The 21,309-nt window shown below is 65.8% G+C and carries 21 protein-coding genes; 10 read left to right on the top strand and 11 right to left on the bottom strand.

Features of this window, described 5'->3' with window-relative positions; translation table 11 throughout:
* Window positions 1-34: 34 nt before the first annotated feature.
* From coaBC to WDC82_RS06745, 6 genes are all read left to right on the top strand, one after another.
* Window positions 35-1,246, top strand: a complete 1,212-nt coding sequence (gene coaBC / locus WDC82_RS06770; RefSeq protein WP_340116492.1) for a bifunctional phosphopantothenoylcysteine decarboxylase/phosphopantothenate--cysteine ligase CoaBC — start codon at window positions 35-37, stop codon at window positions 1,244-1,246.
* A 53-nt stretch (window positions 1,247-1,299) separates the two neighbouring features.
* Entirely contained in the window at window positions 1,300-1,779 is a 480-nt protein-coding gene (gene dut / locus WDC82_RS06765) for a dUTP diphosphatase (protein ID WP_340116491.1), read from the top strand.
* Window positions 1,780-1,785: 6 nt separating this feature from the next.
* Window positions 1,786-2,241, top strand: coding sequence for an Rrf2 family transcriptional regulator (locus WDC82_RS06760; RefSeq protein ID WP_340116490.1), 456 nt, complete (start codon window positions 1,786-1,788; stop codon window positions 2,239-2,241).
* Between the two features lie 35 nt (window positions 2,242-2,276).
* Window positions 2,277-3,242, top strand: a complete 966-nt coding sequence (gene cysK, locus WDC82_RS06755) for a cysteine synthase A (RefSeq protein WP_340116489.1) — start codon at window positions 2,277-2,279, stop codon at window positions 3,240-3,242.
* Window positions 3,243-3,283: 41 nt separating this feature from the next.
* On the top strand, window positions 3,284-4,099 hold the full coding sequence (locus WDC82_RS06750; RefSeq protein ID WP_340116488.1) for a molybdopterin-synthase adenylyltransferase MoeB: 816 nt from the start codon (window positions 3,284-3,286) through the stop codon (window positions 4,097-4,099).
* Window positions 4,100-4,176: 77 nt separating this feature from the next.
* Window positions 4,177-5,175, top strand: a complete 999-nt coding sequence (locus WDC82_RS06745; RefSeq protein WP_340116487.1) for a BMP family ABC transporter substrate-binding protein — start codon at window positions 4,177-4,179, stop codon at window positions 5,173-5,175.
* A gap of 37 nt (window positions 5,176-5,212) precedes the next feature.
* Here the strand turns inward: WDC82_RS06745 and WDC82_RS06740 are convergent, their stop codons facing one another.
* Window positions 5,213-6,199, bottom strand: a complete 987-nt coding sequence (locus tag WDC82_RS06740) for a D-glycerate dehydrogenase (RefSeq protein WP_340116486.1) — start codon at window positions 6,197-6,199, stop codon at window positions 5,213-5,215.
* Window positions 6,200-6,407: 208 nt separating this feature from the next.
* On the opposite strand from WDC82_RS06740, the gene WDC82_RS06735 reads away from it, so the two are divergent.
* The gene (locus tag WDC82_RS06735; protein WP_340116485.1) at window positions 6,408-7,004 is read left to right on the top strand and encodes an SH3 domain-containing protein; all 597 of its coding nucleotides are present in this window, start codon (window positions 6,408-6,410) and stop codon (window positions 7,002-7,004) included.
* A 37-nt stretch (window positions 7,005-7,041) separates the two neighbouring features.
* Here the strand turns inward: WDC82_RS06735 and WDC82_RS06730 are convergent, their stop codons facing one another.
* From WDC82_RS06730 to irrA, 4 genes are all read right to left on the bottom strand, one after another.
* On the bottom strand, window positions 7,042-7,644 hold the full coding sequence (locus WDC82_RS06730) for a DUF3501 family protein (RefSeq protein WP_340116484.1): 603 nt from the start codon (window positions 7,642-7,644) through the stop codon (window positions 7,042-7,044).
* A 33-nt stretch (window positions 7,645-7,677) separates the two neighbouring features.
* Complete coding sequence (locus tag WDC82_RS06725) at window positions 7,678-9,024, bottom strand: heterodisulfide reductase-related iron-sulfur binding cluster (protein ID WP_340116483.1); 1,347 nt, start codon at window positions 9,022-9,024, stop codon at window positions 7,678-7,680.
* A 363-nt stretch (window positions 9,025-9,387) separates the two neighbouring features.
* Complete coding sequence (locus WDC82_RS06720; protein ID WP_340116482.1) at window positions 9,388-9,804, bottom strand: rubrerythrin family protein; 417 nt, start codon at window positions 9,802-9,804, stop codon at window positions 9,388-9,390.
* A gap of 231 nt (window positions 9,805-10,035) precedes the next feature.
* A complete protein-coding gene (irrA, locus tag WDC82_RS06715) occupies window positions 10,036-10,464 on the bottom strand; it encodes an iron response transcriptional regulator IrrA (protein ID WP_340116481.1) in 429 nt (142 codons plus the stop codon).
* A 484-nt stretch (window positions 10,465-10,948) separates the two neighbouring features.
* Here irrA and fabA point away from each other — a divergent pair, with 484 nt between their 5' ends.
* The 3 genes from fabA to WDC82_RS06700 all read left to right on the top strand — a co-directional run bounded on the left by fabA (window position 10,949) and on the right by WDC82_RS06700 (window position 13,643).
* Window positions 10,949-11,470, top strand: coding sequence for a 3-hydroxyacyl-[acyl-carrier-protein] dehydratase FabA (fabA, locus tag WDC82_RS06710; protein ID WP_367576124.1), 522 nt, complete (start codon window positions 10,949-10,951; stop codon window positions 11,468-11,470).
* A gap of 129 nt (window positions 11,471-11,599) precedes the next feature.
* A complete protein-coding gene (fabB, locus tag WDC82_RS06705; protein ID WP_340116479.1) occupies window positions 11,600-12,820 on the top strand; it encodes a beta-ketoacyl-ACP synthase I in 1,221 nt (406 codons plus the stop codon).
* Window positions 12,821-12,839: 19 nt separating this feature from the next.
* Entirely contained in the window at window positions 12,840-13,643 is an 804-nt protein-coding gene (locus tag WDC82_RS06700; RefSeq protein WP_340116478.1) for an SDR family oxidoreductase, read from the top strand.
* Window positions 13,644-13,663: 20 nt separating this feature from the next.
* Here the strand turns inward: WDC82_RS06700 and WDC82_RS06695 are convergent, their stop codons facing one another.
* The 6 genes from WDC82_RS06695 to infB all read right to left on the bottom strand — a co-directional run bounded on the left by WDC82_RS06695 (window position 13,664) and on the right by infB (window position 21,304).
* Window positions 13,664-14,470, bottom strand: a complete 807-nt coding sequence (locus WDC82_RS06695; RefSeq protein WP_340116477.1) for a glycerophosphodiester phosphodiesterase family protein — start codon at window positions 14,468-14,470, stop codon at window positions 13,664-13,666.
* Window positions 14,471-14,519: 49 nt separating this feature from the next.
* Window positions 14,520-16,628: a polyribonucleotide nucleotidyltransferase gene (gene pnp / locus WDC82_RS06690; RefSeq protein ID WP_340116476.1), complete on the bottom strand. Its 2,109-nt coding sequence runs from the start codon at window positions 16,626-16,628 to the stop codon at window positions 14,520-14,522.
* Window positions 16,629-16,924: 296 nt separating this feature from the next.
* A complete protein-coding gene (rpsO, locus tag WDC82_RS06685; protein ID WP_340116475.1) occupies window positions 16,925-17,194 on the bottom strand; it encodes a 30S ribosomal protein S15 in 270 nt (89 codons plus the stop codon).
* A gap of 18 nt (window positions 17,195-17,212) precedes the next feature.
* Entirely contained in the window at window positions 17,213-18,139 is a 927-nt protein-coding gene (gene truB, locus WDC82_RS06680; RefSeq protein ID WP_340116474.1) for a tRNA pseudouridine(55) synthase TruB, read from the bottom strand.
* Window positions 18,129-18,593, bottom strand: a complete 465-nt coding sequence (rbfA, locus tag WDC82_RS06675; RefSeq protein WP_340116473.1) for a 30S ribosome-binding factor RbfA — start codon at window positions 18,591-18,593, stop codon at window positions 18,129-18,131. The genes truB and rbfA overlap by 11 nt, the downstream gene beginning before the upstream one ends.
* A 113-nt stretch (window positions 18,594-18,706) precedes the next feature.
* Entirely contained in the window at window positions 18,707-21,304 is a 2,598-nt protein-coding gene (infB, locus tag WDC82_RS06670; protein ID WP_340116472.1) for a translation initiation factor IF-2, read from the bottom strand.
* Between the last annotated feature and the right edge of the window lie 5 nt (window positions 21,305-21,309).

Raw genomic sequence — 21,309 nt, 5'->3', positions numbered from 1 at the left:
CGACTGTTCACCGTGAAATCTGGGCGTAACCACCGTGTTGACCGGAAAACGGGTTCTCCTGATCGTCTCAGGCGGGATCGCAGCCTATAAATCGCTGGAGCTTATCCGCCGCCTCAAGGAAAAGGGCGCGGCGGTGCGCTGCATTCTCACCAAGGCCGGCGCCCAGTTCGTGACGCCCCTGTCGCTCTCGGCCTTGAGCGGAGAGAAGGTCTACGGCGAACTCTTCGACCTGACCGACGAAGCGGAGATGGGCCACATCCAGCTGTCGCGCGACGCCGACCTGCTGGTGGTGGCGCCGGCCAGCGCCGATATCCTGGCCAAGATGACACAAGGGCGCGCCGACGACCTGGCGTCCACCGCGCTGCTCGCTACCGACAAGCCGGTGCTGGTCGCCCCGGCGATGAACGTGCGCATGTGGGAGCACGCGGCGACCCAGGCGAACCTCGCAACCTTGAAAGCGCGCGGCGTTGCCACCGTCGGCCCGAACGAGGGCGACATGGCCTGCGGCGAATACGGCTTCGGACGCATGGCCGAGCCCGCCGAGATTCTCGCCGCCATCGAGGCAGCATTGAATGCGCGCAAAGGCCTTTTGGGTGCCTTGAGCGGCCTGCGCGCGCTGGTCACCTCAGGACCGACCCACGAGCCGATCGACCCGGTGCGCTATATCGCCAACCGCTCCTCCGGCAAGCAGGGCCATGCCATCGCAGCGGCACTGGCCCGTCATGGCGCCGAGACCACGCTGGTCTCCGGCCCCAGCCAGCTGCCCGACCCGCCGGGTCTTAAGACCGTACACGTGGAAACCGCGCAGGAGATGCTGGCCGCATGCCGCGCCGCCCTGCCGGTTGAGGTGGCGGTCTGCGCCGCCGCGGTGGCCGACTGGCGCGCCGCCAACGCCGCGCAACAAAAATTGAAGAAGGACAACGGAAGCTTGGCGGCGCTGCAGCTGACCCAGAACCCGGACATCCTGGCCGAGTTGTCCGCTGCGGGCGCCCAGCGCCCGAGCCTGGTGATCGGCTTTGCCGCCGAAACCGAGAAGGTAGTGGAGCAGGGCCGGGCCAAACTGGCACGCAAGGGCTGCGACTGGATTCTGGCCAACGACGTGGCGCCGGGGTCGGCGACCTTCGGCGGCGACGACAACCGTATCCATCTGATCACCGCCGAGGGCGTCGACGACTGGCCGCAGATGACCAAGGTGGAGGTGGCCGAACGCCTGTGCCGGCAGATCGCCACCACACTCGGCCACTGAGCGAACGACAACGTAGAGACAACCAGACCAGTACAGGGACCGCGAAGACCGACATGACAGCCCTCAGCGTCGCCATCAAACGCCTCGACCACGCCGCCGACCTTTCCCTGCCCGAGTATGCCACCAGCGATTCCGCCGGCATGGACCTGCTGGCCGCCGTGACGGCGCCGGTCACGCTGCAGCCGGGCGAGCGGCGGCTGATCCCCACCGGTATCGCCATCGCGCTGCCCGGCGGCACCGAGGCGCAGGTCCGGCCGCGCTCCGGCCTCGCGCTCAAGCACGGCATCACCGTGCTGAACGCACCCGGCACCATCGACGCGGACTACCGCGGCGAGGTGGGCGTGGTACTGATCAACCACGGCAACCAGCCCTTCGTCATCGAGCGCGGCAGCCGCATCGCCCAGATGGTGGTGGCTCCCTACGCCCGCGTCGCCTGGACGATAAGCGCCGACCTGGAGGCCAGCGCGCGCGGCGAAGGCGGCTTCGGTTCGACCGGATTCGCCTCAGAAAAGACCGCGGTTGCGGGTAGCTGAACCGCCATGCTGAGACTGTCGAAAAAGCTGCTCTTCGCCATCGAGGCCGTGGTCGACATCGCCTACCACGCTGGCGCCGGCCCGGTGCGCTCCACCGACATCTCGCGACGCCAGGGCATTCCGCGGCGCTATCTGGAACAGGTGCTGCAGCAGCTCGTCCACCACAACATCCTCGCCGGCCAGCGCGGCCCCAAGGGCGGCTACCGCCTGGCGCGCGAGCGGCGCCGCATCTCCGTCGGCGAGATCATCCGCATCGTGCGCCAGCTCGAAGGCACCGCCGATCCGGCGAACGAGCCCGACGGCTCCGAGCTGGGTGTAAAGGTGCTGCGCCCGATCTGGAACGAGATGCAACAGCAGATGATGGAACGCTTCGACGCCATGACCATCGAGGAACTCTGTGACAGGGCGCGCGAGAAGGGCATCACCAGCGAAGCCCGCCAGATCCGGGACTTCACGATCTGATCCGATAAAAATCCTCAGAGAACGGAAAGCGCGCAATGGGCGATAATTCGGGCGGCGAATTCCGCAGCAAGATCTATGACTCGATCGTCGACACCATCGGCGCCACGCCGCTGGTACGGGTGAAGCGCCTGGCCGAGGCACATGGAGCCGGCAAGGCCCGCATCCTCGGCAAGTGCGAGTTCTTCAACCCCTTGGCGTCGGTGAAGGACCGCATCGGCCTAGCCATGATCGAGGCGCTGGAGCGCGACGGCAAGCTGAAGGAAGGCGGCATGATCGTCGAGCCGACCAGCGGTAACACCGGTATCGCGCTGGCCTTCGTCTGCGCCGCCAAGGGCTACCGCCTGATCCTCACCATGCCGGAGACCATGTCTGACGAGCGCCGCAAGATGCTGCGCCTGCTGGGCGCCGAACTGGTGCTGACCGAAGGCGCCAAGGGCATGACCGGCGCCGTCGCCAAGGCCGAGGAGATTCTGGCCAAGAATCCCGGCGCGGTGATGCCGCAGCAGTTCAACAACCCGGCCAACCCGGAGGTCCACCGCCGCACCACGGCGGAGGAGATCTGGAAGGACACCGGCGGCGAGGTCGACGTGGTGGTGTCTGGCGTCGGCACCGGCGGCACGCTGACCGGCGTGGGCAGTGTGCTGAAGCAACGCAAGCCTGACGTGAAGATGATCGCGGTCGAGCCGGAGGACAGCCCGGTGCTGTCCGGCGGACAGCCGGGCCCCCACAAGATCCAGGGCATCGGCCCGGGCTTCGTGCCGGGCAACCTGGATACCGCCCTCATCGACGAGATCCTGCGCATCGGCAACGACACCTCATTCCGCATGGCGCGGGAGGCAGCCCGGGTCGAGGGCCTGCCGGTCGGCATCTCCTCGGGCGCGGCACTCTGTGCGGCCATGGAGATCGGCGCCCGCCCGGAAATGGCCGGCAAAACCATTGTCGCCATTCTGCCATCCTTCGCCGAACGCTATCTCTCCACTGCCCTCTTTGAAGGGCTGTAGCACCCCTTTGTCCAACGGCCTCAAGGCGCTAGACTGAAGCCATGGATTTCAGCGACGATCAGATCGACCGCTACGCGCGCCACCTGGTGCTGCCGGAGATCGGCGAGCACGGCCAGGCGCAGTTGCTGAATGCCCGGGTGCTGGTGATCGGTGCCGGCGGCCTCGGCTCGCCGCTGCTGCTCTACCTTGCCGCGGCAGGCGTCGGCACCCTCGGCATCGTCGACGACGATGTGGTCGATCTCTCAAACCTGCAGCGCCAGGTGCTGCATGACACCGCCAACGTGGGCATGTCCAAGGTCGAATCCGCGCGCCGGCGCCTCGCCGAGATCAACCCCGAGGTGACGGTCGAGGTGCACAACACGCGGCTTTCGCCCAACAACGCCCTCGACCTTATTGCGCGCTATGACCTGGTGGCCGACGGCTCCGACAACTTCCCGACCCGCTACCTGGCCAACGATGCCTGCTACCTGGCAAAGAAGACGTTGGTGTCCGCTGCCATCATGCGCTTCGACGGCCAGCTCTCTACCTTCAGAGCTCACGACGGCAAGACACCCTGCTACCGCTGCCTGTTCGGTCCGCAGCCAGGCGATCCCAAGGAAAGCTGCGCCGACGTCGGCGTACTGGGTGCGCTGGCCGGCACCCTGGGGGCGCTGCAGGCGAATGAAGTGGTGAAGGAGATCCTCGGCATCGGCACCTCGCTCGCCGGCAGCCTCGTCCTCTTCGACTCTCTCGAGACCATTTTCCGCAAGGTGAAGGTGCCGCGCGACCCCGACTGCGCCCTCTGCGGCCCGCAGGCCACCATTCGCGATCTCAAGACCGTCGACTACCGCACCGGCGAAGCGCTCTGCGCAGTGTAGGGCACCGTCTTTCGGAAATCCGCAAAATCGCCTAGAGTCCAACGGCTTGTTCCCCCTTGTTGCGGAGTCGCCGCCCCGTGACCACGAAGTCTGCCCGTCCCTACCTTATCATTGTCTTGCTGCTGGCCGCCGCCGGCGAGGCTTTCGCCAGGCCGGCGGTGATCTATTCCGTCGGCGGCAAGTTCGACGGCTCCTTCAACGAGGCCGCCTTCGCCGGCGCCGAGCGCTATCGCGAGGAGACCGGCGAGGACTACGGCGAGTTTGAGATCGCTTCGCCCGCACAGTCGCTGCAGGCGCTGCGGACCTTCGCGCAGAAGGGCTTCTCGCCCATTGTCGCCATCGGCTTCAACCACGCCAGCGCCCTGGCCGAGGTGGCACCGCAGTTTCCCAACACCAAGTTTGCCATCGTCGATGCGGCGGTGGATGCCCCAAACGTGCAGTCGATCCTGTTCCGCGAGCAGGAAGGCTCCTACGTCGTCGGCGTGCTGGCGGCCATGGCCTCCAAGTCCAAGGTCATCGGCTTCGTCGGCGGCATGGACATCCCGATCATCCGCAAGTTCGCCTGCGGCTACGTCCTGGGCGCGCGCAGCGTCGACCGCAGGGTAAAAGTTCTGGTGAACATGACCGGCGCGACCCCGGCGGCCTGGACCGACCCGTCACGCGGGGCCGAACTCGCGCGCTCGCAGATCGAACGCGGCGCGGACGTCATCATTCAGGCGGCCGGCGGCACGGGAATCGGCGTGCTGCAGGCGGCGGCCGACGCCAAGGTGCTGGGAATCGGCACCGACTCCAACCAGAACGGCCTGCACCCCGGGCGGGTGCTGACCTCCATGAGGAAACGCATCGACGTCGCCGTCTACGACAACTTCACGGCGGCGCGCGACGGCGAATGGCAGCCCGGCGTGAAGGTGTTGGGCCTTGCCGAGGGCGGCCTCGACTGGGTGCTGGACGACGACAACGGCGACCTCATCACGCCGCAGATGGAAGCCGCCGCCGACGCCGCCGAGGACGCCATCGTCACCGGCGCCATCCGCGTGCACGACGCCTCGACCGACGGGCCCTGTCCGGTGAAGTGAGAAAGCCGCTGAAGGAAACCGGCGGCCTGCCCGCCGATCAGAACATCGTCTCGAGGACGCGGTCCGGCGGGGTGTGGCCATCGACGAAAGTCTTGATGGAGATGATGACCTTCTCACCCATGGCGATGCGGCCCTCGATGGTGGCAGAGCCCATGTGCGGCAGCAGCACCACATTGTCGAGACGCAGCAGCTTGGGATTGACCGCCGGCTCGTGCTCGAAGACGTCGAGACCGGCGCCGGCGATCTCGCCGGCCTCCAGCGCGCGGGTCAGGGCATTCTCGTCGACCACCTCGCCACGCGAGGTGTTCACGATATAGGCCTCCTCGCGCAGCAGCTTGAGCCGGCGCGCGGAAAGCAGGTGGAAGGTCGCCGGGGTGTGCGGGCAGTTGACCGAGATGATGTCCATGCGCGAGAGCATCTGGTCGAGGCTTTCCCAGTAGGTCGCCTCCAGCTCTTCTTCCACGGCGGGATGCACACGGCGCCGGTTGTGGTAATGGATCGACATGCCGAAGCCCTTGGCGCGGCGCGCAACGGCGCTGCCGATGCGGCCCATGCCGATGATGCCCAAGCGTTTGCCGTTCACCCGGTGGCCCAGCATGCCGGTCGGCGCCCAGCCCTGCCACTCGCCGGCGCGCACCAGACGCTCGCCCTCGGCAAGGCGCCGCGGCACCGCCAGGATCAGCGCCATGGTCATGTCCGCGGTATCCTCGGTCAGCACGCCGGGCGTATTGGTCACGGTGACGCCGCGCTGGCGCGCCGTTTTCAGGTCGATATGGTCGACGCCAGTGCCGAAGGAGGCGATCAATTTCAACTGCGGCCCGGCCTGGGACAGGACAGCGGAGTCAATGCGATCGGTCACGGTCGGCACCAGGACCTCGGCCTCCTTCGCAGCCTCGATCAACTGGGCCTGGCTCATCGGCTTGTCCTCGATGTTCAGGCGGCAGTCGAACAGCTCCATCATCCGCGTCTCGATGGCATCGGGCAGGCGGCGGGTGACGATGACACGGACCTTTTTCTGGGGCATTGCTTCCTAACTCGAGCTGCGGGCCGCGGGGGCCTCGGGCCATGGTCAAGCGGGCGCGAAGGGACCGAATTCGCGGCTTTGCCATAGCAGGCGGGGCGCTGGCTTGTCCAGGGGACAGGCCACTTTCGGCCAGGACCCTGGACAAACCGCCGCCCCGGCACCGGCCAGCTTCTTGACCCGGCGCCGAAGCGGCGGCTAGGAAAACGGGATGTCGAGGCTTCGCCCCCTGCCCAACCGCCTGCCGCTCCTGTTTCCAGGTTTGCTCCTGGGCGTGGTGCTGGGCGCAGCCGTCGCCGCTGGCCACCCCGCAGCTGCCCAGACAGACGACCCGGCCACCGAGACGGACGCCGGCAGGGTGGGGGACACCGAGCATGTGGCACCGGCCGGGCGCACCGGTCTGCCGTTGCCGCGCTTCGTCTCGCTGCGTGCGGCAGAGGTCAACCTGCGAACCGGTCCGGGCACCCGCTATCCCATCGACTGGGTCTACCAGCGCCGCGGCATGCCCGTGGAGATCGTCGACGAGTTTGACACCTGGCGGCGCATCCGTGACTGGCAAGGCACCGAGGGCTGGGTCCACCAGTCAATGGTTCAGGGCCAGCGCGGAATCCTGGTGACCGGCAAGCGCCACATCCTGCGCCGCCGCCCGGAGCCCGACTCTCCCGGAGTCGCCCTGGTCGACGCCGGCGTGGTCGGGGTGCTGAATCGCTGCCAGCAGGACTGGTGCGAGGTGAGCGCGAACGGCTTCTCCGGCTGGCTGGAGCGCGACGCCTTTTACGGCCTCTATCCCGGCGAGATACTGGAGTAGACGGAGACCTTGCTCGAAAGGCGAGGCAGGCGCGTGCTCAGTCGAAGTCTTTCGAGAGGGCCGCGCGCACCTCTTCCGGCAGGATCGTCATGTGGCCGTATTCCGGATGCGAGAAACCCAGGATGACCCGGGTTCCCGGTGACTTGAACTTAGCGATCTGCGACTCGCTGAAGGGGAAGTGGATGAACTGCACCGAGGAGGCCTTGCCGTCCGCGGTAGTGCGGTCGACATCCTCCTCCGGCTTGCCGACGACGCGCTCGCCGTCGATCTCGAAGAACGCCATTTCCTCGATGCCGCCCAGCTTGGACAGGAAGGTCTTGCGGCGCTGGGCGTCGTCGATCTCGAACATTACCGTCGCGACCAGTTCGCGGCCCTGCGGGATCAGTGGATTGTAGGCGCTGAGCTCGTCGGCGATCTGCTCCTCGCCGCCGCGCTCGATATAGAGCATCTCATGCACCTGCGCCCACATGGTGTCGTAGTTCTCGAAATAGAACGTGCAGACCGGGCCGACGTCCTGGCGGCGGAATTTCTTCTTGGCCACCAGGTCACGGCGCAGCTCGCGGCGCTCTGCTTCGTAGCTGGCCATCGGCAGGATGTCTTCGCGGGTGATCTGTCGTTTCATGGCAAGTCCAGTGCTCATGTCGTTGCACTCCTCATCGTGTGAGAGGTCGCGCTACTCGACCAGGCCGTAAGCCTTGGCGAAGAGCTCGATGGGGTGATAGCTCTCGGCGACCTTGGGTTTGTTTTCCATCTGCAGGCGATCGATGCCCTGAAGGATGTGTTGGCCGGCCAGGGGGCATTCCGAGGCGATGTAGGCTTTGCCCGCCTGCGCGGCCTGGCGTGCCGCCGGGCGGCCGACCTTGATGGCGACGTCGAAGTTTTCCTTCATGACGCCCCAGGAGCCGCCGTGGCCCGAGCAGCGCTCGACCACCTTCACGTCGGCCTCGGGCACCATGCGCAGCATTTCCGCTGCCTTGGCGCCAATGTTCTGGGCGCGGGCATGGCAGGCCATATGCAGGGCGACGCCGCCTTGCAGCGGCTTCAGGCCGTCGGCCAGGCCTTCTTTCTTGGCTATGTCGACGACGTACTCCGTGATGTCCGAGGTGTGCTCCGCCAGCTTCGCGACCGTCTCGTTGTCAGGCAGAATCAGCGGCCATTCGAACTTCAGCATCAAGGCGCAGGACGGTGTCAGCGCGACGATGTCATAGCCTTTGTCGATCCATGTGCAGAGTTCTGCGGAAACCCGCCTGGCTGACTCCGCGACCTTCTCGATGTCGCCGTTCTCGAGCTGCGGCATGCCGCAGCATGACGGATAGACGACCTCGGTCTCGACACCGTTCTTCGCCAGCACGGCACGGGCGGCCTCGCCGATCTTGGGGTTGTTGTAGTTCACGAAGCAGGTGGCATAGAGCGCGACCTTGCGTCCCTTGGCCGGCGCGGCGGCATTGATTTCGGCCGGCTGCTGCTTGGCGCGCAGGGCGAAGGTCTTGCCGTGGAACTTCGGCAGGTCCGCCTCGCGCGCGACGCCGGCAACGCTTTCCATGATCGGCCGCGTCAACTTGTTCGAGGTGTCGCCGGCCCAGTTCACCAAGCCCGGCGCCATGCCGGCCAGCTTGCCGTTGCGGTCGGTCCTGGTCAGTTGCTCGACGCGGAAATCGCCGTGGCCGCGCTTCCGTTCGGCGGCGCGATAGCGCAGCATCAGGTGCGGAAAATCGATGTTGAACTCGTGGGGCGGCACATAAGGGCAGCTCACCATGAAGCACATGTCGCAGAGCGTGCAGGCATCGACGACGGGCTTGTAGTCTGCCTTGTCGACGCTGTCGAGTTCGCCGGTCTCGGACTCGTCGATCAGATCGAAGAGTCGTGGAAAGGAGTCGCAGAGATTGAAGCAGCGCCGGCAGCCATGGCAGATGTCGAACACGCGCTCGACTTCCGCGTTCAGTTTGTCCCAGTCGTAGAAATCCGGGTCGTTCCAATCAATCGGATGACGCACCGGCGCGTTCAAGCCGCCTTCGCTCATGTCTTCCCCTCGCAATTGTCGCGCACAACCATTCCGGTGGCGCCCCGGGTCACTGGCGGGCAGCTGACGGCGCTATCGTCGCATGCAGGACCGGAAAGCGGCAACGCGGACGGCAAGTCCGGTCATCTGGAGCCCGGCCTGCTTTCGGGGCCGATCCGGGATAGCCTGCTGAGAAGGTCACGACGACGCCCGACGGGGCGCCTCATGTGAGCAGCAGGGATCCGAAGCGGCGGCGGCCGCCGCTTCGCGGGCCGGGGCAGCCGGACGCTTCGGACCTGCACTCACATGAGAGTTCCTGGCAAGGGAACCCGGCCGGCGCCGCTTCGCGGAGCGGTGCCGAGTCCGGGATCCCGGAGCCAGAAATCAAGCCATCGTGTCGAGAGCCTTCTGGAAGCGGCCGGCGTGGCTCTTCTCAGCCTTCGCCAGCGTCTCGAACCAGTCAGCGATCTCGTCGAAGCCCTCTTCGCGGGCCGTGCGCGCCATGCCGGGATACATGTCGGTGTATTCGTGGGTCTCGCCGGCAATGGCGGACTTGAGGTTCAGCACGGTGTCGCCGATCGGCTCGCCGGTGGCCGGGTCGCCAACCTCCTCGAGGTACTGCAGGTGGCCGTGCGCATGGCCGGTTTCACCCTCGGCGGTGGAACGGAAGACCGCGGCAACGTCGTTGTAACCCTCAATGTCGGCCTTCTGTGCGAAATAGAGATAGCGGCGGTTGGCCTGGCTCTCGCCGGCGAAGGCGTCCTTCAGATTATTTTCGGTCTTCGAGTTCTTCAGCGACATGGCTCTCTCTCCTGTAGGTGAGACTTGATTGGGCGGTTAGAGGGCGCCCGAGGTCTTTTTAGAGAGGGGCTTGTTTGCCGTCCGCCGCGGCGCCTGAAACGCCACGAGGACCGCCCCCTGATGGGCACTAAATAGCCTCAGGGCAACAGCCTGTCAACAGTTTAGAATGATTCTAAGGGGAGTTTTAAGAGGCGGCGAAACCACCCCACGCGGGCGAAGCGGCGGGGCCGTCTACTCGCCGTCCTGCAGCCGGATGATCACGTCGACGCGCGCAACCTTGGCGCCGTCCGGCGGCGGCGGCAGGCTATCGAGCTGGACCATCTCGCCGGGAATATCCTGCAGGCGGCCGCTGTCCTCGAAATAGAAATGATGGTGATCCGACACGTTGGTGTCGAAGTAGGAGCGACCGGATTCGACCACGACCTCGCGCAGGAGCCCTGCATCGGTGAACTGGTGCAGACTGTTGTAAATGGTCGCCAGCGAGACGCGCACATTATCGCCCACGGCCTCGGCATGCAGCTGCTCGGCCGTGATGTGGCGATCGCAGCCGCCCGGAGCCTCGAACAGCAGCTTGGCAAGCGCCAGACGCTGGCGGGTCGGTCGCAGGCCGGCCGTCTTGAGGCGCTGAACGAGCGCGCTGTATGGACGATCCTTGGTCATGGTATCCCGGTATATGGTTCCCAGCTTCTTCGATTAAAGGGGCAAAAACATACTCATGTCAATTTCTTTGGAACGTCTATAAAACGCATCAGCACAAAGGAGAGCCCCCACAGGCCGACCCCAACGGGCTGTTAACCGCCCGTTAACCATGCGAGGCCAGCCTCTCCAAAGGCTTGCGCTCCGGGCGCTTCGCTGAGGCCTCGCGGCAGCCGCCGCACCTCGTGAGGCTGTTGAAGCTGTTTGACAGCAGTTTTCCTATGCTATAGTCCGCGAGGCGTTGGCCGGACGCCTCCCCGAATACCGGGAGGCCTTGTGCGGCAACGCTTTTTGTCGTGGCGTTAATGCGCTGCCCTACCTATGTAGGGAGTTGAAACGGGACACAAATGTGCCGGACGCAGAGGGCCATGACGTGCGATTTGGAGATGACATGGCGCCCCGCGATGGCGCCACGCGATAACAGACGGGTGCCGACCAGGTGGATCTATTGACCGAGAGAAAGAACAGTTTTCGCTACGAAGATCTGCTCAAGTGTGCGCACGGCAAGCTTTTCGGTCCTGGCAATGCACAGCTGCCGCTGCCGCCGATGCTGATGTTCGACCGCATTACCGAGATCACCGAAGACGGCGGCGAGCATGGCAAGGGTCACATCGTCGCGGAATTCGATATCAAGCCGGATCTCTGGTTCTTCGGCTGCCATTTCGAGGGCGACCCGGTGATGCCCGGCTGCCTCGGCCTCGACTCTCTGTGGCAGCTGGTCGGCTTCTTCCTCGGCTGGCTCGGCGCCCCGGGCCGCGGCCGCGCGTTGGGCGTTGGTGAGGTCAAATTCACCGATATGGTGACGCCGGCGGTCAAGATGGTCAGCTACCATCTCGATCTCAAGCGCGTGCGCATGGGCAAGCTGGTGCTTGGCGTCGCCGACGGCATCATGAAGGCCGACGGCAAGCCGATCTACGAAGCCAGGGATCTGAAGGTGGGCCTGTTCCAGCGCGAGCCGCAGTCCGTCTGACACGCGAGGATGCGGGCTGACACGCGAAGGGCGGGCCCGAACCAACAGCGATAGCGATGGGGCCAGGGCAGGAACCTTCGGACTCGTCGAGTAACAAGAGACCACAGCCGCAGGACCAACGGGATTTCTATGCGCCGAGTCGTCGTCACCGGAATGGGCATCGTCTCCAGCATCGGCAACAACAAGGCCGAAGTGATCGATGCCCTGAAAGCCGGCCGTTCGGGTATCGAGTTTTGCGATACCTACGCGGAAATGGGCTTTCGCAGCCACGTCCACGGATCACTGAAGATCAATTTGGACGACCATGTCGACCGCAAAGTCAGGCGCTTCATGGGCGATGGCGCGGCCTACAATTACGTCGCCATGAAGGAAGCCATCGCCGATGCCGGCATGACCGATGCCGAAGCGTCGAACGAGCGCATCGGCATCGTCATGGGCTCGGGCGGCCCCTCGACCTCGAACCAGGTAGAAGCCGCCGACCTGGCGCGCACCAAGGGTCCCAAGCGGGTCGGACCCTATATGGTGCCGCGCTGCATGTCGTCGACCAACTCGGCGAACATCGCTACGGCCTTCAAGATCAAGGGCCTGAGCTATTCGATCTCCTCCGCCTGCTCGACCTCTGCACACTGCGTAGGCAACGCCGCCGAACTGATTCAGATGGGCAAACAGGACGTTATGTTCGCCGGCGGCGGCGAGGAGCTGCACTGGACCCTGACCGTGCTGTTCGACGCCATGGGCGCACTGTCCAGCGGCTACAACGACGCGCCGGGCCGGGCCAGCCGCGCTTATGACCGCGATCGCGACGGCTTCGTCATCTCGGGTGGCGGCGGCGTCATCGTGCTGGAGGAACTGGAGCACGCCAAGGCACGCGGCGCGAAGATCTACGGGGAAGTCGCGGCCTACGCGGCAACCTCCGACGGCGCCGATATGGTGGCCCCGTCGGGCGAAGGGGCGGTACGCTGCATGCGCCTGGCCATGCAGAGCCTGGGCAACACTCCGGTAGACTACATCAACGCTCACGGCACCTCGACGCCCGTCGGCGACATCACCGAACTGAAAGCGATCCGCGAGGCCTTCGGCGCCGACATGCCCCGGGTGTCCTCCACCAAATCGCTGACCGGTCATTCCCAGGGGGCGACCGGCGTACACGAGGCGATCTATTCGCTGCTGATGATGGACAACAATTTCGTCGCCGCCTCAGCGAACATCGACAATCTCGACCCAGAGGCCGAGGGCATGCCGATCGTTCGCACGTTGGAAGAGAACGTGCCGCTGAATTGCGTGATGTCCAACAGCTTCGGCTTCGGCGGCACCAACGCCAGCCTCGCCTTTAAACGCTTCGAAGGATAACCAGGGCAGGCTCAAGTAAATGGCTGGGTTGATGGCCGGCAAACGCGGCCTAATCATGGGAGTGGCTAACGACCATTCCATCGCTTGGGGCATTGCGACAGCCCTTCGCAAGCAAGGGGCCGAACTGGCCTTCACCTTTCAGGGATCGGCTTTCGAACGCCGGGTGCGACCGCTTGCCGAATCCGTCGGCTCCTCGCTGGTGCTGCCCTGTGACGTCGAGCAAGAAAGCGATGTAACGGGCGTCTTCGCCAAGCTGGGCGAGACCTGGGGCGCGCTGGACTTTGTGGTCCACGCCATTGCCTATTCCGACAAGGAGGAGTTGAAGGGGCGCTACCTCAACACCAGCCGGGCCAATTTCCGGCGCACGCTGGCGATCTCCTGCTATTCCTTCACCGCGGTGGCGCGCGAGGCTGCGCCGTTGATGCCGAACGGCGGCAGCCTGATTACCCTGTCCTACCTGGGCGCCGAGCGCGTCACGCCGAACTACAACGTCATGGGCGTCGCCAAGGCGGCGCTGGAAGCCAGCGTACGCTACTTGGCCGTCGACCTGGGCGCGGATGGTATTCGCGTGAATGCCATCTCGGCCGGGCCGATGCGCACCCTCGCCGGCTCGGCGATCGGCGACGCGCGCTTCGTGTTCGGCTGGAACCGCGACCACGCGCCGCTGAAGCGGAACGTGCTGCTGGAAGAGGTCGGCTCCGCCGGGCTCTATCTCGCCTCCGACCTGTCGCAGGGCGTCACCGGCGAGGTCCACTTCGTCGACGGCGGCTACAACATCATCGGCATACCCTCGCCGGGCCGCATGAGCCGGCCGAGCGAGTAAGCCGAAACCGTTTTCAAAGATCAGGTGTCGAGCGCCGGGATCAGCAGGTCCGGGCGATCGGTGATCAGGCAATCGACGCCTTTGTCGAGCAGCCGCCGGCCGGCGCGCACGCCGTTGACCGTATAGACCGCGACGGCATAACCCGCCGCTTTCACCGCCGCCACGTCGATGCGGCGGGTCCGCTGCCAGTCCAGGTGCAGCGAGTAGCACTCAAGTTCGGCCATCGCCCGGCGCCAGTCGCGCGGTAACTCCTCGGCTAGGAGCCCGCGCGGCCAGTGCGGCGCCACGCGTTTGGCCGCCGCTAAGGACTTGCGCTCAAAGCTGCTGATCAGCGGCGGCAAGCGGTCGGTCGGCCACAGTTCCAGCAGCTTCGCCAGCGCCACCTCCGCCGTCTCGGCGGCGAGGCCCTTGGTCGGCTTGATCTCTACGTTGGGTGTCAGGCCGAGGTCCAGCAGGCTGGCAACCGTTTCCTCCAGCGAAGGCACGCGGCAGTCGTCGCGTCCGTGGAAATCCTCCGCCCGGCGCCGGCCGTAGCGGCGCGCGAACCCAAGAGAAGCGTCCAGCGCCGTCACCTCGGCAAAAGGCGTCTTCGCCATGGCGCCCTTGCGGCCGGTGGTGCGGAGCAGGGTGTCGTCGTGGAACAGCACCGGCCTGCGATCGCCGGTCAGCATGACGTCGAACTCAACCCAGGTGGCGCCGGCCTCGGCCGCTGCCTTCATGGACGAGAGTGTATTCTCCGGCGCCAGCGCCTTGGCGCCGCGGTGCCCCATCACCCGGGGCAGATAGTCGGCGGGAAGCGGCAAAGAAAAAGCCGGCGCAGAGGCCATGATGGTCGACCCCGCGCCGGCTCTCGTCTCATTCGATCCGGAAGAAACCTTAGCTGGCCTTGGCTTCCAAGTCCTCGCCGGTCTCCTGGTTCACGCGCTTCATGGACAGCTTCACCTTGCCGCGGTCCATGCCAATGCACTTCACCTTCACCGCGTCGCCCTCTTTCACCACGTCAGTGACGGTGTTGACGCGCTCGGGCGCCAACTCGCTAATGTGGACCAGGCCGTCGCGCGGGCCGAGGAAGTTCACGAAAGCGCCGAAGTCGACCACCTTCACGACCTTGCCGCTGTAGATCTCGCCGATCTCCGGCTCCGCCACGATGGACCGAATCCAGTCGAGGGCCGCCTGGGCCTGATCCTGGTCGACGGCGGCCACCTTCACCGTTCCGTCGTCCTCGATGTCGATCTTGGCGCCGGTCTCCTCGCAGATTTCGCGGATGACCTTGCCGCCGGTGCCGATCACTTCGCGGATCTTGTCCTTCGGGATGTTGATCACGGTGATGCGCGGGGCATTGCCCGACACGTCCTCGCGGGCCGAGGTCAGGGCCTTGTTCATCTCGCCCAGGATGTGCATGCGGCCGTCACGCGCCTGATTCAGCGCGACCTCCATGATCTCCTTGGTGATCGAGGTGATCTTGATGTCCATCTGCAGCGAGGTGACGCCGGTATCAGTGCCGGCGACCTTGAAGTCCATGTCGCCGAGATGATCCTCGTCGCCCAGGATGTCGGACAGCACGGCGTAGTCATCACCTTCCTTGATCAGGCCCATGGCGATGCCCGCCACCGGCCGCTTCAGCGGCACGCCGGCGTCCATCATCGACAGGGAAGCGCCGCAGACCGTCGCCATCGACGACGAGCCGTTGGACTCGGTGATCTCGGAAACCACGCGGATGGTGTAGGGGAAATCCTCCTTGGCCGGCAGCAGCGGGCGCGCGGCACGCCACGCCAGCTTGCCGTGGCCGATTTCGCGACGGCCCGGAGCCAGGCGGAAGCTGCACTCACCCACCGAGTAGGGCGGGAAGTTGTAGTGCAGCATGAAGTGTTCGCGGTAGCTGCCTTCCAGCGAGTCGACCAGCTGCTCGTCCTGGCCGGTACCCAGGGTGGTGGTGACCAGCGCCTGGGTCTCGCCGCGGGTGAACAGGGCCGAACCGTGGGTCAGCGGCAGAACGCCGACCTCGGCCTTGATCGGCCGGATGTCCACGGTGGTGCGGCCGTCGATGCGCTTGCCGGTCTTCAGGATGTTGCCGCGCACGACGTCGGCTTCCAACGACTTGAACAGGCCGGATGCACGTTCCTTTTCCTCGTCGCTGAAATCGGCGACGGAGGCTTCGCGCACCGCGGCGACCTTGGCCTGGCGCGACAGCTTGTCGACCTCGGTATAGGCCTCGGTCAGCTTGTCGAGAATGCCGCCGGAGATCAGCTTGGCCTTGACCGCTTCAACCTCGGCGGACGGCGGCGGCACGTCGCGCGGCTCCTTCGCGCAGCGCTCGGCCAACGCGATGATGCAGTCGATGACCGGGTTCATCTGCTCGTGGCCGAAGGCGACGGCACCCAGCATGATTTCCTCGGAAAGCTCCTGGGCTTCCGACTCGACCATCAGCACGCCGTCACGGGTGCCGGCGAGGACGAGATCGAGCTGGGAATCGCCCATCTCATCCATCAGCGGGTTGAGGATGTACTGGCCGTCCTTGTAACCGACGCGCGCGGCGCCAATCGGCCCGAGGAACGGCAGGCCGGAGATGGTGAGCGCCGCCGAGGCGCCGACCATGGCGACGATGTCGGGATCGTTCTCCAGGTCGTGGCTCAGCACGGTACAGATCACCTGGGTCTCGTTCTTATAGCCCTTGGCGAAGAGCGGGCGGATCGGCCGGTCGATGAGGCGGGAGACCAGGGTCTCCTTCTCCGACGGGCGGCCTTCACGCTTGAAGAAGCCGCCCGGGATCTTGCCGGCGGCGAAGGTCTTTTCCTGGTAGTTCACGGTGAGCGGGAAGAAGTCCATGCCCGGGCGCGGCGCCGACTCGCCAACCGCGGTGCACAGCACCACGGTGTCGCCGTAAGTCGCCAGCACGGCGCCGTTGGCCTGGCGCGCGATGCGGCCGGTTTCCAGGGTCAGCTTGCGGCCGCCCCACTCGATTTCCTGCTTATGAATATCAAACATGCTTGTTAGGTCCTTCCAACCTGACACTTGCGGAACTGACGCGCCCGGATGGCAGTCGTCAGTTTGTGCCGGAAAGCAAAGCGCCGGACCCGCGCAAGGAGCGCCCGTCCTGGGGAAGCTTTCCCCGGACGCTCCTTACGTCGGCCCGGCCCTCAAAAATGCATCGCGCCGGCACAGTCACGATGTCGCTTACGTTCATGCCTTCCGATCGTCCCCGGGTGGGCGGCACCATCGCAATGGCCTGAGGGCCAAGGCGCCGGCACCGCGACACCGGGAATCTTCCGTGGGTCCGCGCCTCAGCGGCGCAGGCCCAAGCGCTGGATCAAGCCGTCGTAACGCGCCTTGTCCTTGCCCTTAACGTAATCCAGCAGGCGCCGGCGCTGGCCGACCATAACCAGGAGGCCGCGGCGCGAGTGGAAATCCTTTTTGTGGGTCTTGAGGTGCTCGGTGAGATTCGAGATGCGTTCCGAGAGGATTGCGACCTGAACTTCCGGCGACCCGGTGTCACCCTGATGGGTGCCATACTCTTCGACCAGCGCAGTCTTGCGCTCGTTGGTGATCGACATCGTCATGTCTCCAATAAACTAAAGGTTCAGAACCCGGACCGGATGAATGTCGCCTGCCTCGTAACGGGCCAATGCCACCGGCTTACCGCCGGTTGTGGTAAAGACAATGGATCCGTTGCTGAGCTCGCTGATGCGATCGCGGTTGGCACGTGCCACCATGGACACGGCCTGACCGCAACGCAGGCGGTTCGCCTCGGTCTCGGAAAGAGCCAGCGCCGGGATGTCGTCCAGCGCAGTCTCAACCGGGAGCACCTGCTCCAAGGCGGCGGGACTATGCCCCATAGATTCCAGGGAATCCAGCGAAATCGCGTTGGCCTCGGTGAACGGGCCGACGGTTAATCTTCGCAACTCTACGATGTGTGCGACCGTCCCTGTCGCCCGCCCGAGATCGCGCGCCAGGGAGCGCATATAGGTCCCCTTGCCGCAATGGACCTCGAAAACCGCGTGGTCGCGGTCGGGCATGGCCTGCAGGGTGATGGCGTGGACCGTCACCTTGCGCGACTTCAGCTCGAAGTCGGCCTGGGCGCGGGCCAGGTCGTAAGCGCGCTGGCCGCCCACCTTGATTGCTGAATAGAGCGGGGGGATCTGCTCGATCTCACCGGTGAAGCCCGGCAGGACGGCGCGGATCGTGGCCTCGTCCGGGCGGTGCGCATCCTCCTCGATCACCTTGCCCTCGGCATCGTCGGTTGCCGTCGCCTGCCCCCAGCGCAGGGTGAAACGGTAGCTCTTCCGCCCGTCCATAACGTAGGAGACGGTCTTGGTCGCCTCGCCGAGCGCGATCGGCAAGAGGCCGCTGGCCAACGGGTCGAGGGTGCCGCCGTGTCCGACCTTGCGTGGCCGTAGAATGCGTCGCACCCGGCCGACCACCTGGGTCGAAGTGAGCCCGAGAGGCTTGTCGATGATGATCCAGCCATTCACGGCGGGCGTCTCCGCCTTACTCGCCATGGCCGTCCTCATCCTGGTCCGCGTCGCCGCTTTCTTCCTCGTCCGCCTCGACATCTTGCGCGACCCGCGGATGGTGCAGGATGGCGTTGATCCGGGCAGCTTCGTCGAAGGAGTGGTCGGCCTGGAACGAAAGGCGCGGGGTGTGGCGCAGCTGCACCTCCTGGCCGAGCTGGCCGCGCAGGAAACTGGCGGCGTGATTCAGCGCGGCAATGATGGGGTCGAGGTCGGCACCGCCCAGCGGCACCACGAAGGCGGTGGCGCTTTTCAGGTCCGGGCTGACGCGCACCTCGGTCACCGTCAGGCTGACCTCGGCCAGATGAGGGTCGCGCAGCTCACCGCGCGCCAGAACGGCGGCAAGCGCATGGCGCAGCTCTTCGCCGACACGCAGCTGACGCTGGCTGCGGCCCTGGCGGGAGTCCTTGGCGCGCCCCTTGGCGCCTCGCGAATGAGCCATAACTTGGATACCCGGCCCCGACTTACCCTAGACCACTGGGCCCCGGCCACCGGCCCCGACGAGGGGGCGTGGCCTGCCGGCCGGCGGGACAGCCCGCCGGCCCGCTGCGGCGCCTAGAGTTCGCGGGCGACCTCTTCGATCTCGTAGCACTCGATCTGGTCGCCAACCTGGATGTCGGTGTAGTTCTCGAAGGCCATGCCGCACTCGTAGCCTTCCTTCACTTCCTTCACCTCATCCTTGAAGCGCCTGAGCGTCTTCAGGGTGCCGTCGTGGATGACCACGTTGTCGCGCAGCAGGCGCACCTTCGCGCCACGCTTCACCAGGCCTTCGGTGATCATGCAACCGGCGACCTTGCCGACCTTGGAGTTGGTGAACACCTCGCGGATTTCCGCGTAGCCCAGGAAGTTCTCCTGCTGCTTCGGCGCGAGCAAGCCGCTCATCGCCGCCTTCACGTCATCGACCACGTTGTAGATGATCGAGTAATAGCGAATGTCGACACCGTCGCGCCGCGCCATCTGACGGGCCTGTGGATTGGCACGCACGTTGAAGGCGATGATCATGGCGCCGGTGGAATTGGCGAGACTCACGTCGGACTCGTTGATGCCGCCGACACCGCTGTGCAGCACGCGCACCTTGACCTCGTCGGTGCCGAGCTTCTCGAGCGAGGTGATGATCGCTTCCATCGACCCGTGCACGTCGGACTTGACGACGATCGGCAACTCGGAGGCTTCGCCTTCCTTGATGCGGCTCATCATCTGTTCCAGCGTGCCGCGGCCGGTGGCCGCGATTTCCTTTTCGCGGCGGCTGCGTTGGCGGTACTCGGCGATCTCGCGGGCGCGGCCTTCGTTCTCCATCACCGTGAAGTCGTCACCGGCAAAGGGGGTGCCGTTAAGGCCCAGCACCTCGACCGGCGTCGCCGGCCCGGCTTCATCGATCTGCTCGTTGCGCTCGTTGATCAGGGCGCGCACGCGGCCCCATTCGCCGCCGGCGACGAAGATGTCGCCGACCTTCAGGGTACCGCGCTGGACCAGCACGGTGGCGACCGAACCGCGGCCACGCTCCAGCTTGGCCTCGATGATAACGCCCTCGGCGGGCCGCAGAGGATTGGCCCTCAGCTCCAGGATTTCCGACTGCAGCAGGATCGCTTCCTCGAGCTTGTCGAGGTTGGTCTTCTTCAGCGCCGAAACCTCGATGGCGAGGATGTCGCCGCCCAGGTCCTCGGTGATCAGCTCGTGCTGCAGCAACTCCTGCTTCACGCGGGCCGTATCGGCGCCCGGCTTGTCGATCTTGTTGATGGCGACGATGATCGGCACCCGGGCAGCCTTGGCGTGGTTGATCGCCTCGACCGTCTGCTCCTTGATGCCATCGTCGGCGGCCACCACCAGCACCACGATGTCCGTCACCGTCGCACCGCGCAGGCGCATTTCGGTAAAGGCCGCGTGTCCCGGCGTATCGATGAAGGTGATGCGGTCGCCGGAAGCGAGGCGCACCTGATAGGCGCCGATATGCTGGGTAATGCCGCCGGCCTCGCCGGAGACCACGTCGGTCTCGCGCAGGGCGTCGAGCAGCGACGTCTTGCCGTGGTCGACGTGACCCATGATGGTGACCACGGGCGGCCGCGACTGCAATTCGTCAGGGCGGTCGTCGGCGCCGCGCATGCCAATTTCGACGTCGGAAGCGGAGACGCGCTTGGACTTGTGGCCGAATTCTCCGACCACCAGCTCGGCGGTGTCGGCGTCGATAGTCTGGTTGATCGTCGCCATAACACCTAGTTTCATAAGGGTTTTCACAACCTCGGCGCCGCGCGCGGCCATACGATTGGCCAACTCCTGCACGGTCATCACCTCGGGGATTACCACCTCGCGCACGACCTTCTGCGGCGGCTGGTGCGGCTGCTGGCCACCGGCCAGGCGCATCTGCTTCTCACGCTGGCGCTTCATGGCCGCCAGCGAACGCTGGCGCCCTTCCTGGCCGTCGAGGGCCTGGTTGATGGTCAGCTTGCCGGCACGCCGGCGCGGTTCGCCACGGCTGCGGCTGGGAGCCGGTTTAGCCGGCACGGCGGGACCCTTGCGTGCCTTGGCACGTGCCGGGCCGTCATCTTCTTCCTCGGCGGCCGGCTCGGCCGTCTTGGCGGACGGGCGCGGGCGATCCTTTGCCGGCTCCGCCGTCGGAGTGGCGGCCGGCGTCCCGGCTGCGACGTCCTCTGCGGCGGCCGAAGGCTGTTGCTCGGCGGTTTCCGCAGCGCGCTGGCGCTCCTCGGCCTCTTCGGCTTCGCGGAGGGCGCGCTCCTCGGCGGCGCGTTTGGCCTGCTCGGCGCGGCGCTTGGATTCCTCGGCCTCGCGCTCCTTGCGCGCGGCCTCCTCCTCGCGGGCGACCTCAAGGGCCCGGACGCGGCTCGCGCGCTCCTCGGCGGAGAGTCGCTTCGCGGTCGTCGGCTTCTCTTCGACCTCCGGCTGCGGAACGGCCGGCGCTGGCGCCTCATTGAGCACCGCTTCGGCTTCGGCCGCCGCCTCGGTGACCTCCTTCATGCGTCCGGAGGTGCCGCGCTCGAAAGTACGGCTGCGCTTCACCTCGACCGTCACCGCCTTGGAGCGGCCATGGCTGAAGCTCTGGCGCACCTGGCCGGTCTCGACCGTCTTCTTAAGTTGCAGCTTTCCCGGCTGGTTCAGCTTCAACGGCCGCTTGGCTTCTGGTTCTTTGCTTGTCGTCATGTCCT

Source organism: Pelagibius sp. 7325 (assembly GCF_037652055.1).
Lineage (GTDB): Bacteria > Pseudomonadota > Alphaproteobacteria > Kiloniellales > Kiloniellaceae > Pelagibius.
The sequence above is the reverse complement of the archived record's forward strand: the minus strand, read 5'-3'. Positions and strand labels throughout refer to the sequence as shown.

Excerpts from the sequence above, each read along its gene's own strand:
- dut (WP_340116491.1), top strand. The coding sequence starts at position 1,300 with ATGACAGCCCTCAGCGTCGCCATCAAACGCCTCGACCACGCCGCCGAC.
- WDC82_RS06760 (WP_340116490.1), top strand. The coding sequence starts at position 1,786 with ATGCTGAGACTGTCGAAAAAGCTGCTCTTCGCCATCGAGGCCGTGGTC.
- cysK (WP_340116489.1), top strand. The coding sequence starts at position 2,277 with ATGGGCGATAATTCGGGCGGCGAATTCCGCAGCAAGATCTATGACTCG.
- WDC82_RS06750 (WP_340116488.1), top strand. The coding sequence starts at position 3,284 with ATGGATTTCAGCGACGATCAGATCGACCGCTACGCGCGCCACCTGGTG.
- WDC82_RS06740 (WP_340116486.1), bottom strand. The coding sequence starts at position 6,199 with ATGCCCCAGAAAAAGGTCCGTGTCATCGTCACCCGCCGCCTGCCCGAT.
- WDC82_RS06735 (WP_340116485.1), top strand. The coding sequence starts at position 6,408 with ATGTCGAGGCTTCGCCCCCTGCCCAACCGCCTGCCGCTCCTGTTTCCA.
- WDC82_RS06730 (WP_340116484.1), bottom strand. The coding sequence starts at position 7,644 with ATGAGCACTGGACTTGCCATGAAACGACAGATCACCCGCGAAGACATC.
- WDC82_RS06725 (WP_340116483.1), bottom strand. The coding sequence starts at position 9,024 with ATGAGCGAAGGCGGCTTGAACGCGCCGGTGCGTCATCCGATTGATTGG.
- WDC82_RS06720 (WP_340116482.1), bottom strand. The coding sequence starts at position 9,804 with ATGTCGCTGAAGAACTCGAAGACCGAAAATAATCTGAAGGACGCCTTC.
- irrA (WP_340116481.1), bottom strand. The coding sequence starts at position 10,464 with ATGACCAAGGATCGTCCATACAGCGCGCTCGTTCAGCGCCTCAAGACG.
- fabB (WP_340116479.1), top strand. The coding sequence starts at position 11,600 with ATGCGCCGAGTCGTCGTCACCGGAATGGGCATCGTCTCCAGCATCGGC.
- WDC82_RS06700 (WP_340116478.1), top strand. The coding sequence starts at position 12,840 with ATGGCTGGGTTGATGGCCGGCAAACGCGGCCTAATCATGGGAGTGGCT.
- WDC82_RS06695 (WP_340116477.1), bottom strand. The coding sequence starts at position 14,470 with ATGGCCTCTGCGCCGGCTTTTTCTTTGCCGCTTCCCGCCGACTATCTG.
- pnp (WP_340116476.1), bottom strand. The coding sequence starts at position 16,628 with ATGTTTGATATTCATAAGCAGGAAATCGAGTGGGGCGGCCGCAAGCTG.
- rpsO (WP_340116475.1), bottom strand. The coding sequence starts at position 17,194 with ATGTCGATCACCAACGAGCGCAAGACTGCGCTGGTCGAAGAGTATGGC.
- truB (WP_340116474.1), bottom strand. The coding sequence starts at position 18,139 with ATGGCGAGTAAGGCGGAGACGCCCGCCGTGAATGGCTGGATCATCATC.
- rbfA (WP_340116473.1), bottom strand. The coding sequence starts at position 18,593 with ATGGCTCATTCGCGAGGCGCCAAGGGGCGCGCCAAGGACTCCCGCCAG.
- infB (WP_340116472.1), bottom strand. The coding sequence starts at position 21,304 with ATGACGACAAGCAAAGAACCAGAAGCCAAGCGGCCGTTGAAGCTGAAC.